At 65.1% G+C, this 23,564-nt stretch carries 19 protein-coding genes; 5 read left to right on the forward strand and 14 right to left on the reverse strand.

What is annotated here, in order from left to right; all coding sequences use genetic code 11:
- Positions 1–113: 113 nt before the first annotated feature.
- Positions 114–1,286 carry an ABC transporter substrate-binding protein gene (locus MTX21_RS23915; protein ID WP_280967131.1) on the reverse strand — a complete coding sequence of 391 codons (1,173 nt, stop codon included), beginning with the start codon at positions 1,284–1,286 and terminating at the stop codon, positions 114–116.
- Positions 1,287–1,586: 300 nt separating this feature from the next.
- Between MTX21_RS23915 and MTX21_RS23920 the strand changes: the two genes are divergently transcribed.
- Positions 1,587–2,852, forward strand: coding sequence for an NAD(P)/FAD-dependent oxidoreductase (locus MTX21_RS23920; protein WP_280967132.1), 1,266 nt, complete (start codon positions 1,587–1,589; stop codon positions 2,850–2,852).
- A gap of 86 nt (positions 2,853–2,938) precedes the next feature.
- Positions 2,939–3,898 (forward strand): IS5 family transposase, encoded by a 960-nt coding sequence (locus tag MTX21_RS23925; protein ID WP_280964961.1) that lies wholly within the window; start codon positions 2,939–2,941, stop codon positions 3,896–3,898.
- 144 nt (positions 3,899–4,042) lie between these two features.
- Here MTX21_RS23925 and MTX21_RS23930 read toward each other — a convergent pair whose 3' ends face one another.
- The 3 genes from MTX21_RS23930 to MTX21_RS23940 are packed head-to-tail and all read right to left on the reverse strand — an operon-like array spanning position 4,043 to position 6,869.
- Positions 4,043–5,254, reverse strand: a complete 1,212-nt coding sequence (locus MTX21_RS23930) for an ABC transporter substrate-binding protein (RefSeq protein ID WP_280967133.1) — start codon at positions 5,252–5,254, stop codon at positions 4,043–4,045.
- 58 nt (positions 5,255–5,312) lie between these two features.
- Complete coding sequence (locus MTX21_RS23935; RefSeq protein ID WP_280967134.1) at positions 5,313–5,636, reverse strand: 2Fe-2S iron-sulfur cluster-binding protein; 324 nt, start codon at positions 5,634–5,636, stop codon at positions 5,313–5,315.
- Between the two features lie 12 nt (positions 5,637–5,648).
- Positions 5,649–6,869, reverse strand: coding sequence for a cytochrome P450 (locus tag MTX21_RS23940; protein ID WP_280967135.1), 1,221 nt, complete (start codon positions 6,867–6,869; stop codon positions 5,649–5,651).
- Positions 6,870–6,952: 83 nt separating this feature from the next.
- Here MTX21_RS23940 and MTX21_RS23945 point away from each other — a divergent pair, with 83 nt between their 5' ends.
- Entirely contained in the window at positions 6,953–7,459 is a 507-nt protein-coding gene (locus MTX21_RS23945; protein WP_280967136.1) for a MarR family transcriptional regulator, read from the forward strand.
- Between the two features lie 491 nt (positions 7,460–7,950).
- Here MTX21_RS23945 and MTX21_RS23950 read toward each other — a convergent pair whose 3' ends face one another.
- Positions 7,951–9,810, reverse strand: a complete 1,860-nt coding sequence (locus MTX21_RS23950; protein WP_280967137.1) for a feruloyl-CoA synthase — start codon at positions 9,808–9,810, stop codon at positions 7,951–7,953.
- 155 nt (positions 9,811–9,965) lie between these two features.
- Here MTX21_RS23950 and MTX21_RS23955 point away from each other — a divergent pair, with 155 nt between their 5' ends.
- Entirely contained in the window at positions 9,966–10,472 is a 507-nt protein-coding gene (locus MTX21_RS23955; protein ID WP_280967138.1) for a MarR family winged helix-turn-helix transcriptional regulator, read from the forward strand.
- Between the two features lie 192 nt (positions 10,473–10,664).
- Entirely contained in the window at positions 10,665–12,473 is a 1,809-nt protein-coding gene (gene atzF, locus MTX21_RS23960; RefSeq protein WP_280967139.1) for an allophanate hydrolase, read from the forward strand.
- 119 nt (positions 12,474–12,592) lie between these two features.
- On the opposite strand, the gene MTX21_RS23965 is transcribed toward atzF, so the two are convergent.
- The 9 genes from MTX21_RS23965 to ugpB form a co-directional block, all read right to left on the reverse strand.
- Complete coding sequence (locus MTX21_RS23965; RefSeq protein ID WP_280967140.1) at positions 12,593–13,315, reverse strand: GntR family transcriptional regulator; 723 nt, start codon at positions 13,313–13,315, stop codon at positions 12,593–12,595.
- 4 nt (positions 13,316–13,319) lie between these two features.
- On the reverse strand, positions 13,320–13,712 hold the full coding sequence (hpxZ, locus tag MTX21_RS23970) for an oxalurate catabolism protein HpxZ (protein WP_280967141.1): 393 nt from the start codon (positions 13,710–13,712) through the stop codon (positions 13,320–13,322).
- A gap of 1 nt (position 13,713) precedes the next feature.
- Positions 13,714–15,108 (reverse strand): AtzE family amidohydrolase, encoded by a 1,395-nt coding sequence (locus MTX21_RS23975; RefSeq protein WP_280967142.1) that lies wholly within the window; start codon positions 15,106–15,108, stop codon positions 13,714–13,716.
- A 7-nt stretch (positions 15,109–15,115) separates the two neighbouring features.
- A complete protein-coding gene (locus MTX21_RS23980; RefSeq protein WP_280967143.1) occupies positions 15,116–15,295 on the reverse strand; it encodes a DUF4089 domain-containing protein in 180 nt (59 codons plus the stop codon).
- Positions 15,296–15,315: 20 nt separating this feature from the next.
- Positions 15,316–17,184 (reverse strand): ABC transporter ATP-binding protein, encoded by a 1,869-nt coding sequence (locus MTX21_RS23985; RefSeq protein WP_280967144.1) that lies wholly within the window; start codon positions 17,182–17,184, stop codon positions 15,316–15,318.
- A gap of 353 nt (positions 17,185–17,537) precedes the next feature.
- On the reverse strand, positions 17,538–18,437 hold the full coding sequence (locus tag MTX21_RS23990) for an ABC transporter permease (protein ID WP_280967145.1): 900 nt from the start codon (positions 18,435–18,437) through the stop codon (positions 17,538–17,540).
- Between the two features lie 65 nt (positions 18,438–18,502).
- A complete protein-coding gene (locus tag MTX21_RS23995) occupies positions 18,503–19,516 on the reverse strand; it encodes an ABC transporter permease (RefSeq protein WP_280967146.1) in 1,014 nt (337 codons plus the stop codon).
- A 542-nt stretch (positions 19,517–20,058) separates the two neighbouring features.
- Entirely contained in the window at positions 20,059–21,681 is a 1,623-nt protein-coding gene (locus MTX21_RS24000) for an ABC transporter substrate-binding protein (protein ID WP_280967147.1), read from the reverse strand.
- Positions 21,682–22,114: 433 nt separating this feature from the next.
- The gene (ugpB, locus tag MTX21_RS24005; protein ID WP_280967148.1) at positions 22,115–23,437 is read right to left on the reverse strand and encodes a sn-glycerol-3-phosphate ABC transporter substrate-binding protein UgpB; all 1,323 of its coding nucleotides are present in this window, start codon (positions 23,435–23,437) and stop codon (positions 22,115–22,117) included.
- Between the last annotated feature and the right edge of the window lie 127 nt (positions 23,438–23,564).

Here is a 23,564-nt window from a genome sequence, read left to right on the forward strand (position 1 = left end):
CCGCGCGCGCAACTCTCGCAGAGAGTTTGCGGAAGCCCCCCTCATCCGGCGCTTCGCGCCACCTTCTCCCACAAGGGGAGAAGGGAACGCAGCTCGTTCGTGGCTAATTCAGCTCACTTCATCGGGCACTTGTCGTGGAAGCGATCCTGATCGTTCTCGACGATGGTGGCGACCGTCTTCAGCGAGAGCTGGCCTTCGGCGTCCTTGACCACGTCCTGCAGATAGAAGCTCTGCACCGGGATATGGTTTTTGCCGTATTTGAATGCGCCGCGCAGCGACTTGAAGTTGGCCTTCTCCATCTCGGCCTTCATCGCGTCCTTCTTGCTGGTGTCGCCCTTCACGGCGACCACCGCGCTGTTGATGAGCTGGGCGGCGTCATAGCTCTGGGCGCCGTAATAGGTCGGGCGCAGACCGGTGTACTTCTTGCGATAATCGGCGACGAAGCGCTTGTTCTGCTCGTTGGGGAGGTCGTTGACCCATTCCTGCGCGCCGGGCACGCCCAGCGCGTTCTCCTTCTGCAGCGGCAGCGACAGCTCGTCGACGGTGAAGGCGGTGTAGAGCGGCATCGTGTTCTTGAGGCCGGCCTGCACATACTGGTTGAGGAACTGCACGCCGGCCGCGCCGGGATAGAACACGAAGATCGACTCGGCGCCGGAGGCTCGCGCCTTGGAGAGCTCGGCGGAGAAGTCGAGCTGGCTCGGCCAGACCGTGTATTCCTCGCCCTTGATCTCGCCCTTGAAGGTGCTCTTCACGCCCGCGAGCATGTCCTTGCCGGCGGCGTAGTTCGGCCCGATCAGGAACACGCTCTTGACGCCCTTCTGGTTCATGTAGAGGCCCATCGCCTGCGGCGTCTGGTCGTTCTGCCAGGAGGTCGAGAACACGTAAGGCGAGCACAGCTCGCCGGCGAGCTGCGACGGACCGGCATTGGCTGAGATCATGAAGGTCTTCGAGTCGACCGCCGTCTTCAGCGAAGCCAGCAGCACGTTGGACCAGATGTAGCCGACGATGAAATCGACTTTGTCGGACTGCACCAGCTTCTCGGTCTTCTGCTTGCCGACATCCGGCTTCTGCTGATCGTCCTCGTAGATCACCTCGACCGGCTTGCCGTCCATCTTGCGCCCGAGATGATCGAGCGCGAGCTCGAACGAGTTGCGCATGTCGTTGCCGATCACGGCGGTCGGGCCGCTGAAGGTCGAAACGAAGCCGATCTTGATGGTGTCGCCGGCGACTGCCGGGCTTGCCAGCGCGAGCGCAGCCGCGCCCGCCAGCCAGAATGCCGTCCTCATAGTCACTCCCCTCCTCATTTATTAATCCCGGAGACGAGGTGATCGCCGCCCCCGGGTCTGTCTCTATTGAACGCAAAATCTGTCGAGCCGCCAATGGCTCAGCCCCTGCCCTGCACCATATTTCGCCCCAATCGGGGATGGCAAGAAATATAATTCTACTCACTTCGGCGAAGGCTGCGGCGCTTTTTCGCGGACCTCGATACATGCCGTCTATTCGCCGATTGATGAAGGCTATTGGACCACTGCGCCCGATCCGCTCTTAAATAAAGTAAGAGACCAGCGAGATTCGAGGGCGCATCCATGACCACGACACCCCATCGCGTCGTCATCGTCGGAGCCGGCTTTGGCGGGCTGGAGACGACCTACCGGCTCGCAGGCAGCCCGGTCGCGATCACGCTGATCGACCGCCGCAACCACCATCTGTTTCAGCCGCTGCTCTATCAGGTCGCGACCGCCTCGCTCGCGACCAGCGAGATCGCCTGGCCGGTCCGCCATCTCATGCGCGACAGGCCTGAGGTGACGACGCTGTTTGCGACTGTGAGCGGCGTCGATGCGGCACGGCGCTGCGTGCTGATCGACGACGGCAGCGAGGTGCCCTACGACACGCTCGTGCTCGCGACCGGCGCGCGCCACGCCTATTTCGGCCACGACGAATGGGAGCAATGGGCGCCCGGCCTGAAGACGCTGGAGGACGGGACCACGCTGCGCCGGCACATCCTGGTGGCGTTCGAGCGCGCCGAGCGCGAGACCGACCCCGCGCGGCGCGCGGCCCGGCTCACTTTCGTCATCATCGGCGCCGGTCCCACCGGCGTCGAGCTCGCCGGCACCATCGCCGAGATGGCGCATCACACGCTACCTAAGGACTTCCGCAACATCGATACGCGGAAAGCACGCGTCGTGCTGATCGAGGCGGGTCCGCGCGTGCTGGCCGGCTTCGCCGACGATCTCTCCGCCTACGCGCAGGCCTCGCTGGAAAAGATCGGTGTCGAGGTCGTGCTGGGACAGGCGGTCACCGAGATCGACCGTGATGGCGTGGTCTATGGTGGGCAGCGCCTGAATGCCAAGACCAGGATCTGGGCCGCCGGCGTGCGCGCCTCACCCGCCGCCGAGTGGCTGGGCGCGCCGGCCGATCGCGCCGGACGCGTGCAGGTCGAAGCCGACCTGACGATCCCCGGTCATCCCGAAATCTTCGCGATCGGCGACACCGTCAGCATCAATGCGTGGGAGGGCAAGCCGGTGCCCGGCATCGCGCCGGCCGCCAAGCAGCAGGGGCGTCATGTCGCCGAGACCATCAAGGCGCGCCTGCGCGGCCAAGCGACCGGTCCGTTCCGCTACAAGCACGCCGGCAGCCTGGCGCAGATCGGCAAGCGGCTCGCGGTGATCGACTTCGGCCGCATCAAGCTGCGCGGCACGATCGCATGGTGGATCTGGGGCATCGCCCACATCTACTTCCTGATCGGCCTGCGCCATCGCCTCAGTGTCGCGCTTAGCTGGCTCTGGATCTACGCCCGCGACCAGCGCGCCGCGCGCCTGATCACGCAGGGCAGCAGCAAGGTGGTGGGGTAGAGGGATCTTCTTCCTTCTCCCCTTGTGGGCCTGTTGCGTAATCCCACGACTGTGATTCTGTAGGGCAGAGCCCTGGAGGACTGACGATGGCGGTGAAGCAGACGGGGCAGCCGAGTTTTATTGAGGCGTGGCTGCCGAAGGGAGCCGGTGCCAATGCGGCGCTGGATCGGTTGTCGAGCTTGGTCAAATGGTACCGGTTCGAGAAGCTGATGGCGCATTTGCGGGATGAAGGAAGCCCTGGCCGCCCGGGCTATCCGGTGCTGGTGCTGTTTCGCGCGCTGCTGTTGCAGTCGCTCTATGGTCTTTCGGAGCGCGAGCTCGAGGAGGCGCTGGGGGACCGCTTGTCGTTCAAGCGCTTCGTGGGTCTCAGTCTCGAAGATGCGACGCCTGATCACACGGTCCTGAACCGCTTCCGGAACCAGCTTGTTGAGCAAGGGCTGCTGGACAAGCTGTTTGGTGAGCTCGATCGTCAGCTTGAGAATGCTGGTGTCATCCTGAAGCGCGGCACGATGCTGGATGCGACATTGATCCAGGCGGTGTCAGCGCCTCCGACGCAAGAACAGCCGTCGAAGGATCCCGATGCCCGGTTTGCCAAGCGGCAAGGCAAAAGCGGCTCGACCTTCGGTTACAAGGCTCACATGGGTGTCGATGAGGGCTCCGGCCTGATCCGGTCGGTGCTGACCACGCCCGCCAATATCAACGACACGACGCCTGCGGACGATCTGATCCGCGGCGACGAAGCCGTGGTGTGGGCCGATGCCGCCTATGACACCCATGCCAGGCGGGCCCGGCTGAAAGCTGAAGGCAAAAAGCCCCGCATCGCACGTCGTCCCAACAGGCATCACCCGGAGCTGCCGCCGAGGCTCAAACGCTACAACCTTCTCATCGCCCGACGACGGGCAACGGTGGAGACCACCTTCGCCACCCTCAAACGCCGCATGCGACTGACCTGCATCCGTTATGTCGGTCTTGCCAAAGCAAGCGGGCAAGTCCTGCTCGCCTCCATCGCGTTCAACATGAGGAAATGGGCTGCGATCACAGCCTGAGCCGCCCGCCGAGGGCACCAGCCGACCCCTTCGTCGGCCCGCTACCCCGGCAACCAGCTTCTCCCCTGACCTGTCTCGGCCTCAAAAGCCAGTAGCGCAACAGGCCCCTTGTGGGAAAGGGTGCAGCAGCGTTCTCGGCTGCAATTACTTCACCAGCTCACACCCGCCCTCGGCCATCGGCCGGAACGCCTGATCCGCCGGGATGGTCGAAACCAGCTTGTAGTAGTCGTACGGATACTTCGACTCCTCCGGCTTCTTGACTTCGAACAGATACATGGGATGCACGACCCGGCCATCTTGGCGAATTGTCGTGTCGCCGAACAGCCTGTCTTTGCCCCTAAACTTTTTCATCTCGGGCACGACGTCCTTGGCGTTGTCGCTGCCGGTGGCCGCAACGGCGTTGAGAAAAGCGAGCGTGGACGCATAGACGCCGGCCTGGTTGCCGCTCGGCATCTTGCCGTTCATGCCGGGTCGCGCGGCGAAGCGTTTTGCGAAGGCGCGGGTATCGTCGTTCATGTCCCAGTAGAACGCTTCCATGAGCTGAAGACCCTGCGCGACCCTGATGCCCATGCCGTGGATGTCGTTGATGAAGAGCAGGAAGGCGACGAGCTTCTGGCCGCTTTGCTGGAGGCCGAATTCGGCGGCCTGCTTCACCGCATTGATGGTGTCGCCGCCGGCATTTGCCAGGCCGATCACCTGCGCTTTCGAACCCTGCGCCTGCAGCAGGAAGGAAGCGAAATCGGAGGTGCCGAGCGGATGTTTCGATGAGCCGAGCACCTTGCCGCCGTGGCCCTCGATATATTTCTGCGCCTCCGCTTCGATGCCCTTGCCGAGCGCGTAGTCGACCGTGAGGAAGTACCAGTCCTTGCCGCCGCGCGACATCATCGCGGCCGCCGTGGTGTTGCCGGTCGCCCAGGCGTCGTTGACCCATTGAATCGTGTTGGGCGAGCAGGCTTTGCCGGTGAGATCGGAACTTGCCGTGGAGGACGCCAGGAACGTCATGCGGCTGTCGCGCAGCAGCGTGTTGATGGAGAGGCCGACGGCCGAGTTCGGCACGTCGACAATGGCGTCTACGCCTTCGACATCAAGCCATTTGCGCGCGATCGCATTGCCGACGTCGGCCTTGTTCTGGTGATCAGCGTAGACGATCTCGACCTTGATGTTCTTTCCACCGCCGTTGAAATCCTCGGCGGCCATGCGCGCGGCTTCGACCGAGCCCATGCCGTTGGTGTCCTGGAAAATGCCGGAGATGTCGTTGAGTACGCCGACGCGCACGACATTGTCCGAGATCTCGGCGCTCGCCGCGCCGCTCAAAACACTTACGGCCAGCACGAGCGTCCACTTCAGATATTTCATGGTTCCCTCCCCTGTTCGATTTGCTGTCGCGCCGGTCGTTGCCGGCACATTGGACGATTCAGATCTGCCGCTCGGGCAGTCGCACGATGAGCCCGTCGAGATCGGGCGTTATCACGATCTGACAGGACAGCCGGCTCGCCGGCTGGCGCTCCGCAGCGGTGCCGTCGAGCAGCGCGTCCTCGTCGTCGGCCATCGCCGGCAGCCGCGCCAGCCAGCTCTCGTCGACATAGACGTGGCAGGTCGCGCACATTGCGTTGCCGCCGCATTCGGCCAGGATGCCGTCGAGGCCGTGGCGAGTCGCGGCCTGCATGGCGCTCTCGCCGTCGCTGGTCTCGATGCGGTCCGACTTGCCGTCGGGATGGATGAAGATAATCGCAGGCATCAAGGCTCCTTGTCAGGCCGGGGTGATCGTGACCGGCAGGCTGTCGAGCCCGCGCAGCGTGTTGTTGAAGCGGCGTTTCGGCTCGCCGGTGATCTCGATCCCCGCGATGCGCCGGGCCAGCGCGGTCAGCATCACCTCCCCCTCGAGGCGGGCGACGAGTTGGCCGACGCACATGTGGATGCCCGAGCCGAAGCCGACATGGCCTGAGGTGCGGCGGGTGATGTCATAGCTGTCGGGCTTGTCCCAGCGCCGCGGATCGCGATTGGCGGCGGCGAGGAACATCAGCACCTTCTCGCCCTCGCCGATGGTCGCGCCGGAGAGCTCGACCTGCCGCGTCGTGGTGCGGAAGAAGGTCTGCACCGGACTTTCGAACCGGACCGCCTCCTCGAAGGCGTTGCGCGCGAGCGAGAGATCGTCGCGCAGGCGCTGCCATTGATCGGGGAAACGCGCGAGGCAATACACTGCGGCGCCGATGCCGTTGACGGTGGTGTCGAGACCGGCCGACAGCAGCGAGCGCACCAAGAGCGGCGCCTCGGTGGCCGCAATCTCGCCCTCGTCAACGCGGGCATGAATACAGGCGCCAAACCCGCCGGGTGCGAGATTCTCGCGCTGACACTGCTCGGCGACATAGGCCTGGTGCGGCGCCGAGCGCGCGATCGCCTCCTGGCGGAGCTGGTTGGGCGGGCCGAAGGCGTTGAACACCACGCTCGCATAGGGAATGAGGTGCTCGCGGCCGTCCGGCTTCAAGCCCAGCGCATCCGGGAAGATCGAGAGCGGATAGGCTTCGGCAAGGTCCGCGATCGCATCAAAGCTGCGCTTCTCGAGCAGCGCGTCCACCCGTTCCTCTGCCGCTGCGGTAAAGCGGTCGCGTACCTGCTTCATCACGGTCGGCGACAGTACCTTTGACAGCACGGCGCGGGTGCGGGTGTGCGCGGGCGGATCGGCCTCGAGGATCAGGCTCGGCGGCCGCCATGGCGTCTCCTTCTTGAAGTCGCTAAGGCCGACGCCCCGGCTGGAGCAGAACGTCGCGGGATCGTTCAGGATGGCATGGACCTCGGCATAGCGCGCCACGCCGTAGACGTTCCACTTGTCGAGATAGACGACGGGCCCGGCCTCCCGCAGCACTTCGTGCGTGGGATAGGGGTCGGCAAAAAAATTCATTGCGAAGGGATCGACGTCGAGATGCGGAACGGCCGTTGGGCCGGCAGATACAGGGGAGCCGGATGCACTCATTGAAGTCCTCCCTCATTTTGATCTTGTGAAACGCGAGCGCATGTCCTTAGGTCTCCGGGCACGCCGAAAGTCCAAAGCCCGACATGCCTCCGCCTTCGACCAGAACCCGACAGAAGCCTGCGGCCTCCGAAGCCGGACCGACGCTCGACCTCGACCGTTATGTCCCGGCCTTCATCACCTTCATCGCCAATAAGCTGTCGAACAGCGCGACCGCGTTCTATCAGCGGCAGTTCGGCGTCAACGTCACGGAATGGCGGATCATGTCGCTGCTTGCGATCGAGCCCGGCATTCCGGCCTCGCGCATCTGCCACGTCATCGGCTTCGACAAAGGGCCGGTCAGCCGGACGCTGGCGGGCCTCGAGAAGCGCGGGCTGGTAGCGATCCGCACCGACCCCAACGACGGCCGGACCCATTCGATCTCGCTCACGGCGAGGGGCCGCACCACCCACGACAAGGTGATCGTCGCCGCGTTCGAGCGCGAGCGGCGCCTGTTGTCCTGCCTCAGCAAGGACGAGCGCGAGGTGCTGATCGACCTGCTGCGCCGGCTGCACGAGAATCTCGGCGCCGTGACGGCCGGCACCGACGCCTGACACGCCGCGTCGCACGCGCGATCCGTCCTCGGGCGCGCAGCGGCGTTTGCCGACGGCGCCATTCCTGCCGAGCATGTTTCCTCCAGATCAGCCGCAGCGGTTCGCCCGCCGTCATCCTTGTTTGGAACGGTTCGCACAAATTAGTTGCCTAGGCAACAAAAGATTTGAGACCGAGAATGCGGCAGGTTGGCTGGCCTATTTGGCAGGCTACCTCACTCCCTCTCCCCGTCCTTACGGGGAGAATGAGGGTGGGCTGCTTCAGCATCCATCGAGGTCGAGCACGCGCCCACTCTCCGTCATTGCGATGGCAGCGAAGCAATCCGGAGTCTTTCCGCAGAGGGATTCTGGATTGCTTCGCTGCGCTCGCAATGACGATGTGGAACGAATGCATATAAGAGGCGTCTACTGCTCTCGTGTCCCGGACGCGGCGCGGCATGAAATGATGCGCTGCGTCGCGTCCGGGGCACGAGCGCTCCGTAAAGCCGGCGTGTTCAACCGGCGCAACCAATCCACTCCGCCGACGCATCACCGTTCAGCCGCGCGACCGCATCGGCGCGGCGCGTCAGCACGGCGCGCTGGTTGATGTAGCCCTTGTCGGTGATCTCGCCGCCGTCGACCGACGGCGGCTCGGCGAGCAGAAGCGCCCGCGTCGCATGGCCGGAGGAGTTGGCGCTCTGCTGTTTCAGCTTGGCCAGCCCCTGCGCGATCGCGGTCCTGACCTTGTCGTGCGCGAGCACATCGTTGACGCCTGCCGTCTCGGCAAGACCGGCATGGACGCGGCAGGCAGCCAGGTTCGGGAAGACCAGGAATGTCACCTCGTCACCGCCGTGGCCGGCAACGACGATGTCTTGCGCAAGCGGCGCCAGCGCGGCGATGCCGGCGACGCGCAGCGTGCCGACGCTGACCCAGGTGCCCGAATTGAGCTTGAAGTCCTCCGCGACGCGGCCGTCGAAGAACAGGCCGCGCTCCGGCCGCTCCGGATCGGCAAACTTCACGGCATCGCCGATGAGATAGAAGCCCTCTTCGTCAAAGGCCTGCTTCGTCAGCTCCGGCGCCTTCCAATAGCCCGGCGTGACGTTGGGTCCGCGCACGCGCACCTCGAGCTTGTCGCCGGAGGCGACGAGCTTCAGCTCGGTCCCGGGGATCGGCACGCCGATATTGCCGGAGCGCTCGGCGAGGAAATGGCAGTCGGTCGCGAGTGGCGAGGTTTCAGTCGAGCCCCAGGCGGAAACCATCGGCAGCGGGCGGCCGACCGTCTCCACCGAAAGCTGCGCGAGCGCGTCCCAGAGATTCTGCGGCAGCGCCGCGCCGGCGTAGAAGGCGAACTTCACCTCGCCGAAGAAGCGGCGGCGCAACGCCTCGTCGCTGCGCAGCGCCGCGATCAGCATGTCGAAGCCACGCGGAACGTTGAAATAGACCGTCGGCATCACGCTTTTCAAGTTGGCTAGCGACGTCGCAAAGAGCCCCGGCGCGGGCTTGCCGCCGTCGATATAGAGCGAGCCGCCGTTGCGCAGCACGAGGTTGAAATTGTGGTTGGCGCCGAAGGTGTGGCTCCAGGGCAGCCAATCGAGGATGACGAGATCACCGCGGCCCTGCGCGAGAAAGGTCCAGGTCTGCGCCTTGGCCTCCTGGCTGGAGGTCAGCATGCGCTGGGTGTTGATGACGGCCTTGGGCGTGCCGGTCGAGCCGGAGGTGAACAGGAATTTTGCGATCGTATTCGGCGTCACCGTCGCGAATGCGCTTGCGACGTCGGGCGTCTCCGGCGTGGCTGCGATGGCGCGGAACGCACGCGCATCGGTGTCATCGGCGTTACTACTGATGACCTGCGCCTGATGCAGCGACTTGATCGCGGCGAGCGCCGCGGCGAACGGTTTTGTGGCGGCGACATAGATCGCGCCGGGCTCGAGCAGCGCGATCATGCTCTTCAGCTTGTCGAAATCTCGGGACATCAGCGAATAGGCCGGCGAGATCGCGGCCGAGGGCACGCCGACGTGCTGGGCAGCCAGCGCGAGCAGCGCGTGATCGATGCTGTTGTCGGAGAGGATGACGACGGGGCGCTCTGCGCTCAGACCCTGCGCCAGGATCCAGGACGCGACGGCACGTACCTGCCGTAGTGCCTGCGCATAGGTGACGGTGGTCCAGGGCGCTTCGACATTGCCGCGCTCGGCGAGGAAGACCCTGTCGGGCGTCTGCCGTGCCCAATGCTCCAGCCAGTCGCCGATGCAGCGCGCGCTCTCACGCAGCCGCTCCGGCGAGCGCAGCACGATGGTGCCGTCGGCGCGATGCTCGGCGACGGTCGACGGCGTTGCGAACAGGCTGGAAGCATCACCGCGTGCGGCGGGCGTGGTCATCGTTTCCTCCTCGCCCGGTCGAATGCCGGGACCGGCCGCAGCCTCGTTCCGGACTGCTTGACCGTAATGTTGAGCACGGCAATTGTTGTCGTCAACAACAATCTTTCGCTGCGCTTGCCGCCGCGCTACAAGGATGCGAAGGCAGGAGACACGATGTGACAGCCAGCGTAGCCCGAACCGACGGCCGCACCTCCCCGCGCAAACGAGCCGGCAACGGCGCAGCGCGTCCCGATGTCGCGGACGAGGTCGGCCTCGATGCGCTGGTCGGCCACGCCGGCTATGCCGTGCGGCGCTTCCAGATCTGGATCTTCCAGGATTTCATCAAGACGCTTGCCAATGTCGACATCCGCCCGACGCAGTATTCGGTGATGACCATCATCGGTGCCAATCCCGGCCTCTCCCAGATGGCCGTCGCAAAACGGCTCGGCATCGAGCGCGCCCGGCTCGTGCATCTGCTCGACAGCCTTGAATCCCGCAGGCTGGTAAAGCGGATCAAGTCGAAGACGGACCGACGCTCGCATGCGCTGCATCTCACCGCGCAAGGCGAGACGGCGCTGGCGAAATTCAAACGGCTTGCCGCCGAACATGAGCGGCACGTCGAGGCGAAGATCGGCAAGGAGAACCGGGAGCACCTGCTCCGGATCCTCGCCTGCTTCACCTGATCCTCCCTGCCCAGGATTTGGGCAGATGCCCCTATTGGGGCGCGGACGCGGCGGCCCTTTGGCCATCGAAATACCGACTAAGCGCATGATAATTCGATAATATCCGGAGCACCTATCCTTCCCGGCTGCTGTACACAATGGCACATCGCTTGCTTCAATCGGGCGAAGACAAATTGCCGGAGTTTTGTCGCCATGGGGGCGGAACAGCCTGAAACGATCGCCGCGATTGTGGCCGCGCATCGCGCGGGCACGCTGACGCCGGCGCAAACGGTCGCGCGCAGCTATCGGCGCATTCGCGACCATGACGATCCCGCGGTCTTCATCGGCCTGCGCGACGAGGCGGATGCGATCGCCGAAGCCGAGAAGCTTGCCGCACGAAGGGACGCAGCGCACCTGCCGCTCTACGGCGTGCCGGTCGCGGTGAAGGACAATATCGACGCGCAGGGCTTTGCGACCACCGCGGCCTGCCCGGCTTTCTCCTACATGCCGGGGCATGACTCCACCGCGGTGGAGCGCCTGCGTGCCGCTGGCGCCATCGTCATCGGCAAGACCAACCTCGACCAGTTCGCAACCGGTCTCGTCGGCGTGCGCTCGCCCTATGGCATCCCCAGAAATTCGATCCGCGACGATCTCATTCCCGGTGGCTCGAGCTCGGGATCGGCGACCGCCGTCGGCGCGGGGCTGGTGCCGCTGTCGCTCGGCACCGATACCGCGGGCTCAGGCCGCGTGCCGGCGATGCTCAACAACATCGTCGGGCTGAAGCCGAGCCTCGGCATGATCTCGACCGCGGGCGTTGTGCCGGCCTGCCGCACGCTCGACTGCGTCTCGGTGTTCGCGCTGACCGTCGACGATGCCGCACTCGCGCTTTCGGTGATGGCGGGGCCCGATCAGGCCGATCCGTTCTCGCGCGACAGGCCGCTGGGCGCGCTCACGCCGTTCCCGGCGAACTTGCGGCTCGGCGTACCACGCAACGGACAGTTGATCTTCTTCGGCGACAAGAAGGCGGAGGCCGCCTACGGCGAGGCACTTGAGCGCTGGACCGCGCTCGGCGCGACCCTGGTCGAGTTCGATCTCGAGCCGTTCTACGAGACGGCGCGGCTACTCTATGAAGGACCATGGGTCGCCGAGCGCTATCTCGTGATCCGCAACCTGCTGGCGTCCGCACCGGATGCGATCCATCCGGTGACGCGGGAGATCACCGCGGCCGGCGCGCGGCTGACGGCGGCGGAGACCTTCTCCGCGTTCTACCGCCTGCAGGGCTTGCGCAGGATCACCGAGCGCACCTTCGTCAATCTGGACGCGCTGGTGCTGCCGACGGCGCCGACGGTCTATTCGACCGCGCAGGTGCTGGCCAATCCGATCGAGCTCAACAGCCGGCTCGGCACCTACACCAATTTCGTCAACCTGCTCGACCTCTGCGGCCTCGCGGTGCCGGCATCGATGCGGTCCGACGGCGCGCCGTTCGGCATCACCCTGCTTGCACCGGCTGGCCGCGATGCGCTGCTCGCCAGCATCGGCCGCGTTTTCCATGCCGATACCAAGCTGAGCGTCGGCGCAAAGGGCGTTGCGCACCCACCGCTCGCTCAGCCATCCGCAAGCACGAGCGATGAGATTCCGATCGCGGTGATTGGCGCGCATCTCTCCGGCATGGCGCTGAACGGCGAATTGAAGGCCTTGAACGGACGCCTGATCGAGGCGACCAAGACTGCGCCGGACTACAAGCTCTATGCGCTCCAGACCACGCCGCCGAAGCCCGGCATGCTGCGTGTCGAAGCCGGCAAAGGCGCCGCGATCCAGCTCGAGATCTGGTCGCTGTCGGCATCCGCCTTCGGCAAATTCGTCAACGCGATTCCCGCGCCGCTGTCGATCGGCACGGTGCGCCTCGCCGATGGCCGCAGCGTGAAAGGCTTTATCGTGGAGCCCGAAGTGCTCGGCGATGCGCGCGACATCACCGCCTATGGCGGCTGGCGCGCGTATATGGCGGAGAGGGCGACGGCGTAGCTTTTGCAGGGTGGGCAAAGCGAAGCGTGCCCAGCATGGTGTCGCGAGAGAGATGGTGGGCACGGCGCTTCGCGCCTTTGCGCACCCTACGACAGCGAATGTGTGCCACCGTCGTCGCGCTACACCGACACCGCGTAGATCTCGTATTCTCCACGCACCAGCTCGATATGCGCGCGCATGGCGGCGGCGGCGGCCTGCTTGTCGCCGCGCATGATGGCGACGACGACGCGGTCGTGCTCGGCTTGGGACTTGGCCAGACGCCCGAGGTTGCGGAACTGGGCGCGGCGGAACGGCTGCACGCGGACGCGGGTGGCCAGCGTGATCTCGGCGATGTAGCCGTTCTGCGAGCCGGCATAGATCGCGTTGTGGAAGCGCTCGTTGACCTCGTGGAAGCGTTCGGGATTGCCGGCGTAGCTCAGGACCCGGAGTTCCTCGTGGATGGCCTCGAGGCCATGACGCTCGGCCGCGGACATGCGTTCGGCGGCAAGCCCGGCGCACAGCGCCTCGAGCTCGGCCATCGCCTCGAACATGCTGGTCAGCCGTTCGATCGAGGGCTGCGCCACGACCGCGCCGCGATGGGCGCGGGCCTCGACGAGGCCGCTGGCCACGAGCTGGCGCAACGCTTCCCGCACCGGCGTGCGCGAAACGCTGAAGCGGCGCGCGATATCGGTCTCATCCAGCGGCGCGCCGGGAGCCAAAGCTCCGCGCACGATCTCGTCGGCGAGCTGCAGCCGCAGCTCCTCGGCGCGCGTGACCTTGTGCACGGTCGGGTGCGGCCGGTCGACACGCGGCACGACCGGCTCGGTCGGCAATGTCCCAGGCGGGAGGTCGTCGAGCGTCATGCGATCACGCCTCTTTCGGCTCGTCGATGATGCTGACATGGGCAGCTACGACGCGCCAGCCCTCCGGGAAGCGAATCCAGGTCTGCATCTGCCGGCCGACCTTGCCGGGCGCGGTGTCGCGATAGAACAGGGTGGAGGCGACCGCGGTGTCGCGGCCATAGCTGGTGATGACGGTTTTGGCGGTGCGGCGGTTGAGGCCGACCGGCGAGCGCGCGGCGCGGAAGCCGGAGATCGCCTCATAGCCGTAGAGGTTTTCGCCGATGCCGTAGCGCAGCGTGCGGGGATCGTTGCGAAAGAGCTCGCCGAGCACGGCGACGTCGTTGCTGACCAGCGCCGTCTCGTAACGCTCGAACGCGGCTTTGACTTCCGCGACCACGTCGGGAAGATCGATCTCCATTTCAAAATCCTCTCGGTGACGGCGCTGATACTACGCCCATTCGTTCCAGCGCATGCGCGACCCGCAGCGCGATGTCCTCGCGCCAGGGCGCTGTGATGATCTGCACGCCGATCGGCAGCGGCTCCAGCGGCACCGGCACCGCCACCACGGGCAGGCCGATGAACGAGATCGGTTGGGTATGGATGCCGATATTGGCGCGCACCGGCAATTCGACGCCGTCGAGTGTGAAATTCACCTGTCCGAGCTTCGGCGCCGTACAGGGCGTCGCGGGCGCGAGCAAAACGTCGACCGACCTAAACAGCTCCATGACCTGCGCGCGATACCAGCGGCGAAATTTTTGCGCACGATCGACCAGCGACGCCGGCACCATCGCGCCGGCGATCAGCCGGTCGCGCACCGCCGGATCGAAATCGTTCGGGCGCTTGCGCAGGCGATCGAGATGGAGCGAGGCGCCTTCCGTCGTGGTGATGACATAGGCCGCGGCGCGGGCGCGCGAGGCTTCGGGAACGTCCACAACTCGCGTCGCGCCGAGCGCCTTGGCGACGCGGCTGACGGCTTCGACGGCCTCGGGAAACACGTTCTTCTGGAAGTGGCCGCCGGCGATCGCGACGCGCAGGCCTGCGATGGATTCACCGAGCAGCGGCGTCACCGGCTCGACGCCGCGCGTGGTGCAAGCGGCATCGTCCGCATCCGGGCCCTGCATCGCGTCATAGGCCAGCGCGAGATCGGTGACGGAGCGCGCGAGCGGGCCGACATGGTCGAGACTCGCGACGAACGGGAAGGAGCGCGCTCGCGACAGCCGGCCATAGGTCGGCTTCAAACCGAAAATGCCGCAGAACGAGGACGGCACGCGGATCGAACCGTTGGTATCCGAGCCCAGCGCGATCGGCACCAGCGCGCCGCCGACGGCACTGCCGGAGCCGCCGGAGGAGCCGCCGCTCATCCGATCAATGTCATGCGGATTGCGCGAGGGACCATCGTGCACGTTCTCGCCGGTGAAATCGTAGGCGTATTCGCCCATGTTGAGCGCGCCGACCAGCACGGCACCCGCGGCTTCCATGCGCTCGATCAGGGTGGCATCGCGCTTGGCCTTCGGCAGGTCGCGGTTGATCTTCGAGCCGGCGTAGGTCCTCAGCCCAGCAACGTCGAACAGATTCTTAACCGCAAAGGGTACACCAGCGAGTGGGCCGACCTGCTTACCATCGGCAATGTCGGCGTCGATGGCGAGCGCCTTGGCGCGAGCTCGCCTGAAAGTGAAATCAGTAAAGGCACCGAGCAGGCCGTTGTATCGAGTGATGCGCGCCAGCGCCGCTTCGGTGACCTCGAACGCAGTCAGCTTCTTGGTGGCAATAGCTGCGGCGATCTCCGCGGCCGTCATTTCGGGATCAATCGTCATGGCGGCGTCAGGCCGTGAACACGGGCGCCGGCTCGGTCTCGTCCGGCAGCGCGAATTCGTCGACAAGGCGGCCGAGCCGCAGCGACACTTCGAGGTTGGCGCGCACCGCGGGCCGCCAGGCTTCCTCGATCGGCAGCGACAGTGCTTTCGACACGGCGTCGATATAGTCGTCCAGCGGTTCGGCCATCATGCTCCCACGAAAGTCTCTCAGTGAACCGGCAACGGCGGATGCGGAATCGCCGTCAACAGCGCCTTGGTGTAGTCGTCCTGCGGATCGCTCAGGACCTTCTCGGAAGACCCTTCCTCCACGATTCGACCCGTCCGCATCACAATGACACGATCGCACAGCAAGCGCACCACATTCAAATCATGCGAAACGAACAGGTAGCTCATGCGAAGCCGCTGCTTGAGGTCCTCCAGCAGATTCAGCACCACCGCCTGGACCGACACGTCGAGCGCGGCCGTCGGCTCGTCCAGGATAACGAGCTTTGGATGCAGCGCGATCGCGCGGGCGATGCCGACGCGGGCCTTCTGGCCGCCGGACAATTGGTGCGGGAAACGATCGAGCAGATCGAGCGGCAATCCGACCATTGCCGCCAGCTCCTCGCAGCGCGCGCGCAGCGCATCACGCCCCCGGACGTCGCCGAGTTGCAGAAGCGGGTCGACGATGGCGCGCGCGGCGGTGAAGCGCGGATTGAGGCTGTCGGTCGGGTCCTGGAACACCATCTGGATGCGACTGCGCAGCGGCAGCCGGGCAAAGGCGCTCGGCATGATGCTGCCGATCTCCTCGCCGTCGAATTGGATGCGGCCCGAGGTCTGGTCCAACAGCCGCATCACCATCATCGACGTCGTGGATTTGCCGCAGCCGGATTCGCCGACCAGGCCGACGCTCTCGCCATGGCCGATCGAGAAGCTGATGCCGTCGACGGCGCGGAACACATCCGGCTCGACCGGCGGCTTGCGGCCGAACAGCTTTCCGAGCACCGCGGTGGCGCCCTGGCGGGGATAGTCTTTCACGAGCTTTTCGACGAGGAGAAGGGGCTTGCCGCTCTTCTCCCTCTCCCCGCTCTTCGCGGGGTCGAGACGAGCTTCGCTCGCTCTGAGAGGGTTGGGGTGAGGGGCTGTTTCCTCGAGCTCGACTCGCGGAGAGTCCCCCTCACCCGCCGGACTCTGGCGCGCAAGTGCGCTGCCGAGTGCGTCGGCCTCTCCCCGCGCGCGGGGAGAGGCGAAGGAAGCTGCCGCGCTCCCGTCTTCCTCTGGCAACAAGTCTCTTAGCTGCACGCCGATCCGCGGCGTCGCACGCATCAATTTTCGCGTGTAGGGATGCTGCGGGCTGGCGAAGATGTCGGCGGCCTTCGCGGTCTCGACCACGCGGCCCTTCTCCATCACCACGACGCGGTCGCAATAGGCCGCAGCAAGGCCGAGGTCGTGCGTGATCAGGATGGTCGACATCGCGCGCCGCTTGGTCAGCTCGACGATCAGGTCCATCACCGCCTTCTGCGTGGTGACGTCGAGCCCGGTGGTCGGCTCGTCCGCGATCAGGAGCTGCGGATTGCACGCGAGCGCGAGCGCAATGACGACGCGCTGGCACATGCCCCCGGACAGCTCGAACGGATAGGCGTGATAGCGCTCGCGCGGGCGCGCGATCTTGACCTGCTCCAGCGCTTCGATCGCTTTCTCGCCGTGACCTGTGACTTGCGCCTGCTGCACATGGGTGCGCAGCACGTCCTCGATCTGGTCGCCCACTTTCCGTATCGGGTTGAGTGCGGCACGCGGGTTCTGGAAGATCATCGAGACTTCGCGGCCGCGCAGATCGCGCATCTGGTCTTCGGTCGCGGCCTTCACATCGATGCCGGAGAACATCACCGAGCCCTCGGCGATCCGCCCCGCGCGGTCGAGGATGCGCATCACGGCGTAGGACGTCACCGACTTGCCGGAACCGGACTCGCCGACGATCGCCAGCGTCTCGCCCTTGGCGACGGAGATGTCGACGTGCTGCACCGCTTTGACGATGCCGCGGCGGGTGGTGAATTCGACGGTGAGGTCGTGGACGTCGAGCAGGGGCTGAGCAGTCATGAATGCCTCCCACTCAAAAATCGCGAAAACAACCCCATGCAAAGTAGAACGGGGTTGGATTCATTGGACAATTTCCGCGGTGGACTTAGGCGCGAGGCGGGTACAACTCTCTCGCTCCCTCCCCCACGCAACCGGGGTGTACCCCGGTTGCGCATCCTTTGTTTGCGCAAGTCGGGCAGGCCCGACTTGCGACGGGGGAGGGTTGGGGAGGGGGGTAGCCCCAAGCGAGGTCTGAGTTCGTGGCTACCCCCCTCCCTGCCCCTCCCCCGCAAGGGGGGAGGGAATGAGAGGATTGTGCGCTCCTCACATGTGAGCCTCGCGTTGCTCACCACACACTCGAGCCCAACCATCGCTCACGTCCTCCGCTGCGGGTCGACGATGTCGCGCAGACCGTCGCCGAGGAGGTTGAAGCAGAACACGGCGATCATCAGCGCGAGGCCCGGGAACAGCGCGATCCACCATTCGCCCGACACCATGAAGCCGGCGCCCTCGGCGACCATGATGCCCCATTCGGCGGTCGGCGGGCGCACGCCGAGGCCGATGAAGGAGAGGCCGGCGGCATTGAGAATGGCGTAGCCCATGGTCAGCGACATCTGCACGATCATGATCGGCATGATGTTGGGCAGGATGTGCACCAGGAGGATGCGGAATTCGCCGTTACCCGACAGCCGCGCCGCCTGCACGAAGCCGGCATCGCGGCGGACGTTGGCTTCGGCGCGCGCGACGCGGGCATAGAGCGGGAAGTTCACGATGGCGGTCGCCAGGATGATGTTCTGCACGGTGTTGCCGAGCGCCGCCACGATACCCATCGCCAGCACGAACAGCGGAAAGGCCATGATGGTATCGGCGATGCGGCCGACGACGCGGTCGGTCCAGCCGCCAAAATAGCCCGCCGCGATGCCGGCGAGCCCACCCATCAGGAACACCAGCGCAACCGATGCGACCGCGATGAAGACGTCGAGCCGCGTTGCGACGATGACGCGACTGAAGATGTCGCGGCCGAGCTGGTCGGTACCGAACCAGTGCGCCGCCGATGGCGGTTTTAACGCAGCCGCGGTGTCCGAGGCGAGCGGATCGTGCGGCACGATGGAGGGACCGAACAGCGCCGCGCAGATGATGAGCAGGAGCAGCGCGAAGGCAAAGCCCGTGACCTTGTTCTCGCCGAGCACATAGCGGGTGTGCTCGAACATCGCCGCGAGTCCCGAGGTTCGCGCCGGACCGACCGGTTCAACAGCAGGCGCAACGGTGCTCATGATGGCACTCTTTCTTGGAGCATGATCTTGCCGGAAAACCGGTCTCCACTTTTCCGGATCATGCTCTACCCTTCCAGCCGCACGCGCGGATCGATCACGCCGTAGAGAATGTCGATCACGAGATTGAGCAGCACGTACATGACCGCCATGGTCAACACGAAACCCTGCACCGGTGCGAAGTCGGACGCGATCAGCGCTTCCACCGCGTAGGAGCCGATGCCAGGCCAGGCGAAGACCTTTTCCACCAGCACGTTGGCGCCGAGCAGGAACGAGAACACCATGCTGAGCGTGGTGATCACCGGAAGCATCGCGTTGCGAAAGGCGTAGGTGACGATGACGGTTGCCGGCGACAGGCCGCTGGCTCGCGCGGTGCGGACGAATTCGGAGGCGAGCACCGCCAGCATCGAGGCGCGCGTCATGCGCGCGATCGGCGCCAGCGAGAAGATCGCGAGCGTTGCCGCCGGCAGGATGAGCTGGCTCAGCGCCGAGCGAAACGCCTCAAAGTCACGCGCGATCAGGGTGTCGATCAGATAGAAGCCCGTCACCGTCGCCGGCGCGCTGTAGAACACATCCAGCCGGCCGAGCGGCGCCGGCGACCAGCCGAGCCGGAAGTAGAAGACATACACCAGCACGAGGCCGGTGAAGAATACCGGCAGCGACACGCCCGCCGTCGTCGTCACCCGGCAGAGATGATCGATCCACGAGCCCGGGCGCGTTGCCGCCAGCACGCCGAGCGGAATCGCAATAGTGATGGAGACGATGAGGCCGAGCAGCGTCAGCTCGGCGGAGGCCGGCAGGCGATTGCGAATCTCGGTCGCGACCGGCTGGCCGGTCGTCAGCGACGTGCCGAAATCGCCATTGGCGAGATCACTCGCGTAGCGGAAGAACTGCTCGACCAGCGGCTTGTCGAAGCCGAGTTTCCTGCGGATCTGCTCGACGGCTTCCTTCGTCGCGGCGGGACCGGCGAAGTAGGCAGCGGGATCACCCGGCAGCGCGCGCGTGAGCAGGAAGGTGACGATGACGACCCCGATCAGCGAGGGGATCGCGAACATCAGCCGCTTGCCGATCAGGGTCAGCATGGCGCGGCACTCCAGCATGACAAACAGCTCTCGCTGGTTCGCGAGGCTGTCGCCACTTGCCCCGCTGCGTTCCCTCCCTCCTTGCGGGGGAGGGCTAGGGAGGGGGGTGGCCCCAAGCGAGGTCGGAGTTCGTGGCTACCCCCCTCCCTGCCCCTCCCCCGCAAGGGGGGAGGGAATGAGAGAGGAGTGCCTGCCTGACTCAGATCGAAGAGAACGACGAGACTCGTAGATGCTGATGCGTCATCGAAGAGTGCCTTCTCGATAGTTGGCGAATGCGCCGCCGCACGCTCCGCTGCGCTCCCTCCCCCCTTGCGGGGGAGGGCTAGGGAGGGGGGTGGCCCCAAGCGAGTTCGGAGTTCGTGGCTACCCCCCTCCCTGCCTCTCCCCCACAAGGGGGGAGGGAATGAGAGAGGAGTGCTCGCCTCACTTGGGAAGGCGCTTGCGCGTGCGAATGGCAAATAGCGAATGGCGAATAACTGGTCGCTGCCGTGCATATCCATTCGGTGCTCCCTACTCACTACTCGCCACCCGCTATTCGCCCCTCACCCCTTCGCCATCGCGCGGTAATCGAGCCTGCGGTGAAACCAGTATTCGTAGCCGGAGATGTTCTTTTGCATCGCGACGTTGACGAAGGGCTGGTAGAGCGGGATGCGAGGGATGTCGGCGTAGGCGAGATCGACGAAAGCCTTCACGTCGGCGTCGTAGGTGGTCTTGTCGCCGGTCGCGGCAGCAACGCGCGCGCCGTCGATGAGCTTGTCCATCTCCGCCGACTTGTAGCTCATGGTGTTGAAGACGGAATTGTTGCCGTGATAGCACCAGTAGAAGAAGTACTCGGGGTAATCGAGCCAGCCCGAGAACACGTTAGTGAAGAGCGGCATCTCCTTCTTGTTGAGCTCGGTGCGCCAGTTGGCGCCGGGCACCTTGTTGATGGTGGTCTTGATGCCGAGCTGCGCCAGTGATTCCTGCACCAACACGCAGAGCGGCTCGTTGACGCCGGCAAAATTGAGGTCGAACGAGATCGTGGTCTCGAAGCCGTTGGCGTAGCCGGCTTCAGTCAGCAGCGCCTTTGCCTTCTCCATGTCGGTGTTGAATTTGTGCGGCTGCGGCCAGGCCACTTCGGTGGCCTTGTCGTTGGGCGCGCCGAACATGGGATTGCCGAGGCCGAACAGCACGGCGTCCATGATCTTCTGATACGGCATCGCATAGGCCATCGCCTGCCGCACCTTCGGATTGTCGAACGGCGGCCTGGTCACGTTCATGCCGATGTACTGGATGCCGTTCGAGAACGGCAGCGACACCACGTTGAGCTTGCCGTTCGCCTTCATCTCCTGGAAATCCCTAAACGGCAGCTCGTAGGAGATGTCGGCATCGCCGCGCTCCAAGAGCGCGCGGCGGTTGCCGGCCTGCGGCACCATGCGCCAGATCACACGCTTGATCTTCGGCAGCGGACCGCAGGCCCAATCCTCATTGCGCTCCATCACCACTTCGGTGCCGGCGGTCCACTTCGTCACCTTGTAGGCACCGGAGCCCGCGGTCTGCTGTTTTGTGAATTCCAGGCCCCACGGATCCTTCTCGCTGGCGTTCTTCTTCACCAATTCCGAGTTGACCACGCAGGGCACGATTACCGCGAGATCGGGGATGGTGAGGCGATCCTTCCTGAGGAAGTCGACGCGCACCGTATAGTCGTCGACCGCCACGAACTGCTCGGGCTTGGTCAGCGAGCCCGCGCTCATCTGGAAGGTCGGAAAGCCGCCGACGCTCACGGCGCGGTCGAGCGACCATTTCACGTCCTTCGCGGTGACCGGCGTGCCGTCGTGGAATTTGGCGTTCTTGCGCAGCTTGAACGTGACCGACATGTCGTCGATCTTCATGTCCTCGGCGAGCTCGCCCTTGAACTTGTCGCGGTCGTAATAGGGCACGCCGCCGGGACCGCTCTTCATCTCGTGGCTGATCAGGCGGTCGTAGCAATTCCAGGACACCTCATAGCCGGGCACGTTGGTGCCGACGCCGTGGATGTCGAGATTGTTCGGCCCGCCTTCGGAGACGATCAGCAGCGTCTCGGAGCGCGCATCGGCCCCGGCCGGAGAGATCACCGCAGGCATCGCCGGAAGCGCCGCGCCTGCGGCCAATCCAGACACGGACTTGAGGAAATCGCGGCGCTTCATGCAATGGCTCCAACACAAACGTTCTTGGTTGGAGGTGGCATCGCAAGGTTCGTGCCAAGGCTTAGCGGAGCATTGGCGGCAGGCTAAGGTATTGGCATTGCGGGAGAATGCAAAAATATGGGCCACTCGCCGCCGATACGCGCGCTCTCCCATTGCATACAAAGATGTACATTTGCTCATGAAATGAGCTGAATGAAGATCGCGCTCATTTGTTGAGCTGACACAAGCAGCGCCCCAATCAACGCTGTCGTCCTGGACAAGCGCAGCGAAGCGGAGCGCCGATCCAGGACGACCGTGGTGATTGGGTCACCACTGTTTCCACCGTCATTGCGAGCGCAGCGAAGCAATCCAGAATCCCTCCGCGGCGACAGTCTGGATTGCTTCGCTGCGCTCGCAATGACGGATGTGGCGAGGCCGGCGCCCCACCGCGCACCTACCGGTCCGGGCTGGCGCGCTCGAACTGGCGCAAGAGCTTGTTGCCGCGCTCGACGGCGGAATCGAGCGCGGCCTGCGCGCCCTTCTTGCCGGCAAAGGCCTGCTCCAGCTCGTCCTCGATCGCGCCGCGGATCAGCACGAAGGAGCCGAGCCGGATGCCCTTGGAATTCTCCGTCGGCGGATGCAGCGTGATCTCCTCGAACGAGATCGCCGAGCCCGGGTTGCGTTCGTAGAAGCCTTGCGCGCGCGTCAGCTCGAAGGCGGCGCGGGTGATCGGCAGATAGCCGGTGTTCTGGTGCCAGGCCGCCTGCACGCCGGGCTGCGACAGATAGGCGAAGAACCTCGCAACGCCCTTGTATTCGTCGCGCGGGCGGTCGCGCAGCACCCACAGCGTGGCGCCGCCAATGATCGAGTTCTGCGGCGCGTCGTTCACGTCCGGCCAGTACGGCATCATGCCGTAGCCGATCTCGAATTTCGAATTCGCCCTGATGTCGGCACGCGTCGCCGAAGAGCCGATGAAGATGCCGCACTCCCCGTTCTGGAAGCGCGGCTCGGCCGACTGCCCGCGGCCGCTGTAGTCGAACACCTTGTCCTTCTGCCATTCGGCGAGCTGGGCGATGTGATGGACGAGGGCTGCGTTGTTGATGGTCAATTCCGCGTCGAGCCCGGCAAAGCCGTTGGTCTTTGTCGCGAGCGGAAGGTTGTGGAAGGCGGAAAAATTCTCGACATGGATCCAGGACGGCCAGGACGTGGTGAAGCCGCACACCGCGCCGCGCTCGCGCAGGCGTTTGGCGGCAAGCCCGAGCTCGGGCCATGTCTTCGGCGGCTTCTCCGGATCGAGGCCGGCGCTGCGGAACATGGTCTTGTTGTAGTAGAGGATCGGCGTCGACGCATTGAACGGGAAGGACAACAGATTGCCGCTAGCGTCGGCATAGTAGCCCGAGACCGCAGGAAGATAGACCTCAGGCCTGAACGGCTCGTTCAAATCCCTCATCAGGCTGAACACCGGATAGATCGCGCCCTTGGCTGCGGTCATGGTCGCGGTCGCGACCTCGTTGACCTGGACGATCGCAGGCTGGCCGCGCGAGCGGAATGCGAAGATCGCCGCCGTCACGGTCTCGGTGTAGCTGCCCTTGTAGCTCGGCAGGATCCGATAGTCGGATTGCGAGGCGTTGAAGTCGGAAGCGAGCTTCTCGAGCTGCCGGCCGAGCTCGCCCGACATCGCGTGCCACAGCGCGATGTCGGTGGCGGCGCGGGCCGGCGAGACCAGGGCAACCACCGCGGCAACGGCAAGGACTGGCAAGAGGCGCGAGACTGACATCACGATTCGCTCATCCCGTCGGTTGCGAAAAAAAGCGACTTGCGTTCGCTCGTGCTTAAGCCCCGGCATCTCCGGTTTCAACCGGGAATAAGGCTCGGTCGCACCGCACAATCGAAGGCCGGTCCGC

Source organism: Bradyrhizobium sp. ISRA430 (assembly GCF_029909975.1).
Classification (GTDB): domain Bacteria; phylum Pseudomonadota; class Alphaproteobacteria; order Rhizobiales; family Xanthobacteraceae; genus Bradyrhizobium.

What these genes read in the sequence shown, in the direction of transcription:
- MTX21_RS23965 (WP_280967140.1), bottom strand. Translation starts at nt 13,315, where the DNA reads ATGACGCTCGACGACCTCCCGCCTGGGACATTGCCGACCGAGCCGGTC.
- MTX21_RS23925 (WP_280964961.1), top strand. Translation starts at nt 2,939, where the DNA reads ATGGCGGTGAAGCAGACGGGGCAGCCGAGTTTTATTGAGGCGTGGCTG.
- MTX21_RS24000 (WP_280967147.1), bottom strand. Translation starts at nt 21,681, where the DNA reads ATGAAGCGCCGCGATTTCCTCAAGTCCGTGTCTGGATTGGCCGCAGGC.
- MTX21_RS23930 (WP_280967133.1), bottom strand. Translation starts at nt 5,254, where the DNA reads ATGAAATATCTGAAGTGGACGCTCGTGCTGGCCGTAAGTGTTTTGAGC.
- atzF (WP_280967139.1), top strand. Translation starts at nt 10,665, where the DNA reads ATGGGGGCGGAACAGCCTGAAACGATCGCCGCGATTGTGGCCGCGCAT.
- MTX21_RS23990 (WP_280967145.1), bottom strand. Translation starts at nt 18,437, where the DNA reads ATGAGCACCGTTGCGCCTGCTGTTGAACCGGTCGGTCCGGCGCGAACC.
- MTX21_RS23915 (WP_280967131.1), bottom strand. Translation starts at nt 1,286, where the DNA reads ATGAGGACGGCATTCTGGCTGGCGGGCGCGGCTGCGCTCGCGCTGGCA.
- hpxZ (WP_280967141.1), bottom strand. Translation starts at nt 13,712, where the DNA reads ATGGAGATCGATCTTCCCGACGTGGTCGCGGAAGTCAAAGCCGCGTTC.
- MTX21_RS23920 (WP_280967132.1), top strand. Translation starts at nt 1,587, where the DNA reads ATGACCACGACACCCCATCGCGTCGTCATCGTCGGAGCCGGCTTTGGC.
- MTX21_RS23950 (WP_280967137.1), bottom strand. Translation starts at nt 9,810, where the DNA reads ATGACCACGCCCGCCGCACGCGGTGATGCTTCCAGCCTGTTCGCAACG.
- MTX21_RS23995 (WP_280967146.1), bottom strand. Translation starts at nt 19,516, where the DNA reads ATGCTGACCCTGATCGGCAAGCGGCTGATGTTCGCGATCCCCTCGCTG.
- MTX21_RS23975 (WP_280967142.1), bottom strand. Translation starts at nt 15,108, where the DNA reads ATGACGATTGATCCCGAAATGACGGCCGCGGAGATCGCCGCAGCTATT.
- MTX21_RS23945 (WP_280967136.1), top strand. Translation starts at nt 6,953, where the DNA reads ATGCCTCCGCCTTCGACCAGAACCCGACAGAAGCCTGCGGCCTCCGAA.
- MTX21_RS23935 (WP_280967134.1), bottom strand. Translation starts at nt 5,636, where the DNA reads ATGCCTGCGATTATCTTCATCCATCCCGACGGCAAGTCGGACCGCATC.
- MTX21_RS23940 (WP_280967135.1), bottom strand. Translation starts at nt 6,869, where the DNA reads ATGAGTGCATCCGGCTCCCCTGTATCTGCCGGCCCAACGGCCGTTCCG.
- MTX21_RS23985 (WP_280967144.1), bottom strand. Translation starts at nt 17,184, where the DNA reads ATGACTGCTCAGCCCCTGCTCGACGTCCACGACCTCACCGTCGAATTC.
- ugpB (WP_280967148.1), bottom strand. Translation starts at nt 23,437, where the DNA reads ATGTCAGTCTCGCGCCTCTTGCCAGTCCTTGCCGTTGCCGCGGTGGTT.
- MTX21_RS23980 (WP_280967143.1), bottom strand. Translation starts at nt 15,295, where the DNA reads ATGGCCGAACCGCTGGACGACTATATCGACGCCGTGTCGAAAGCACTG.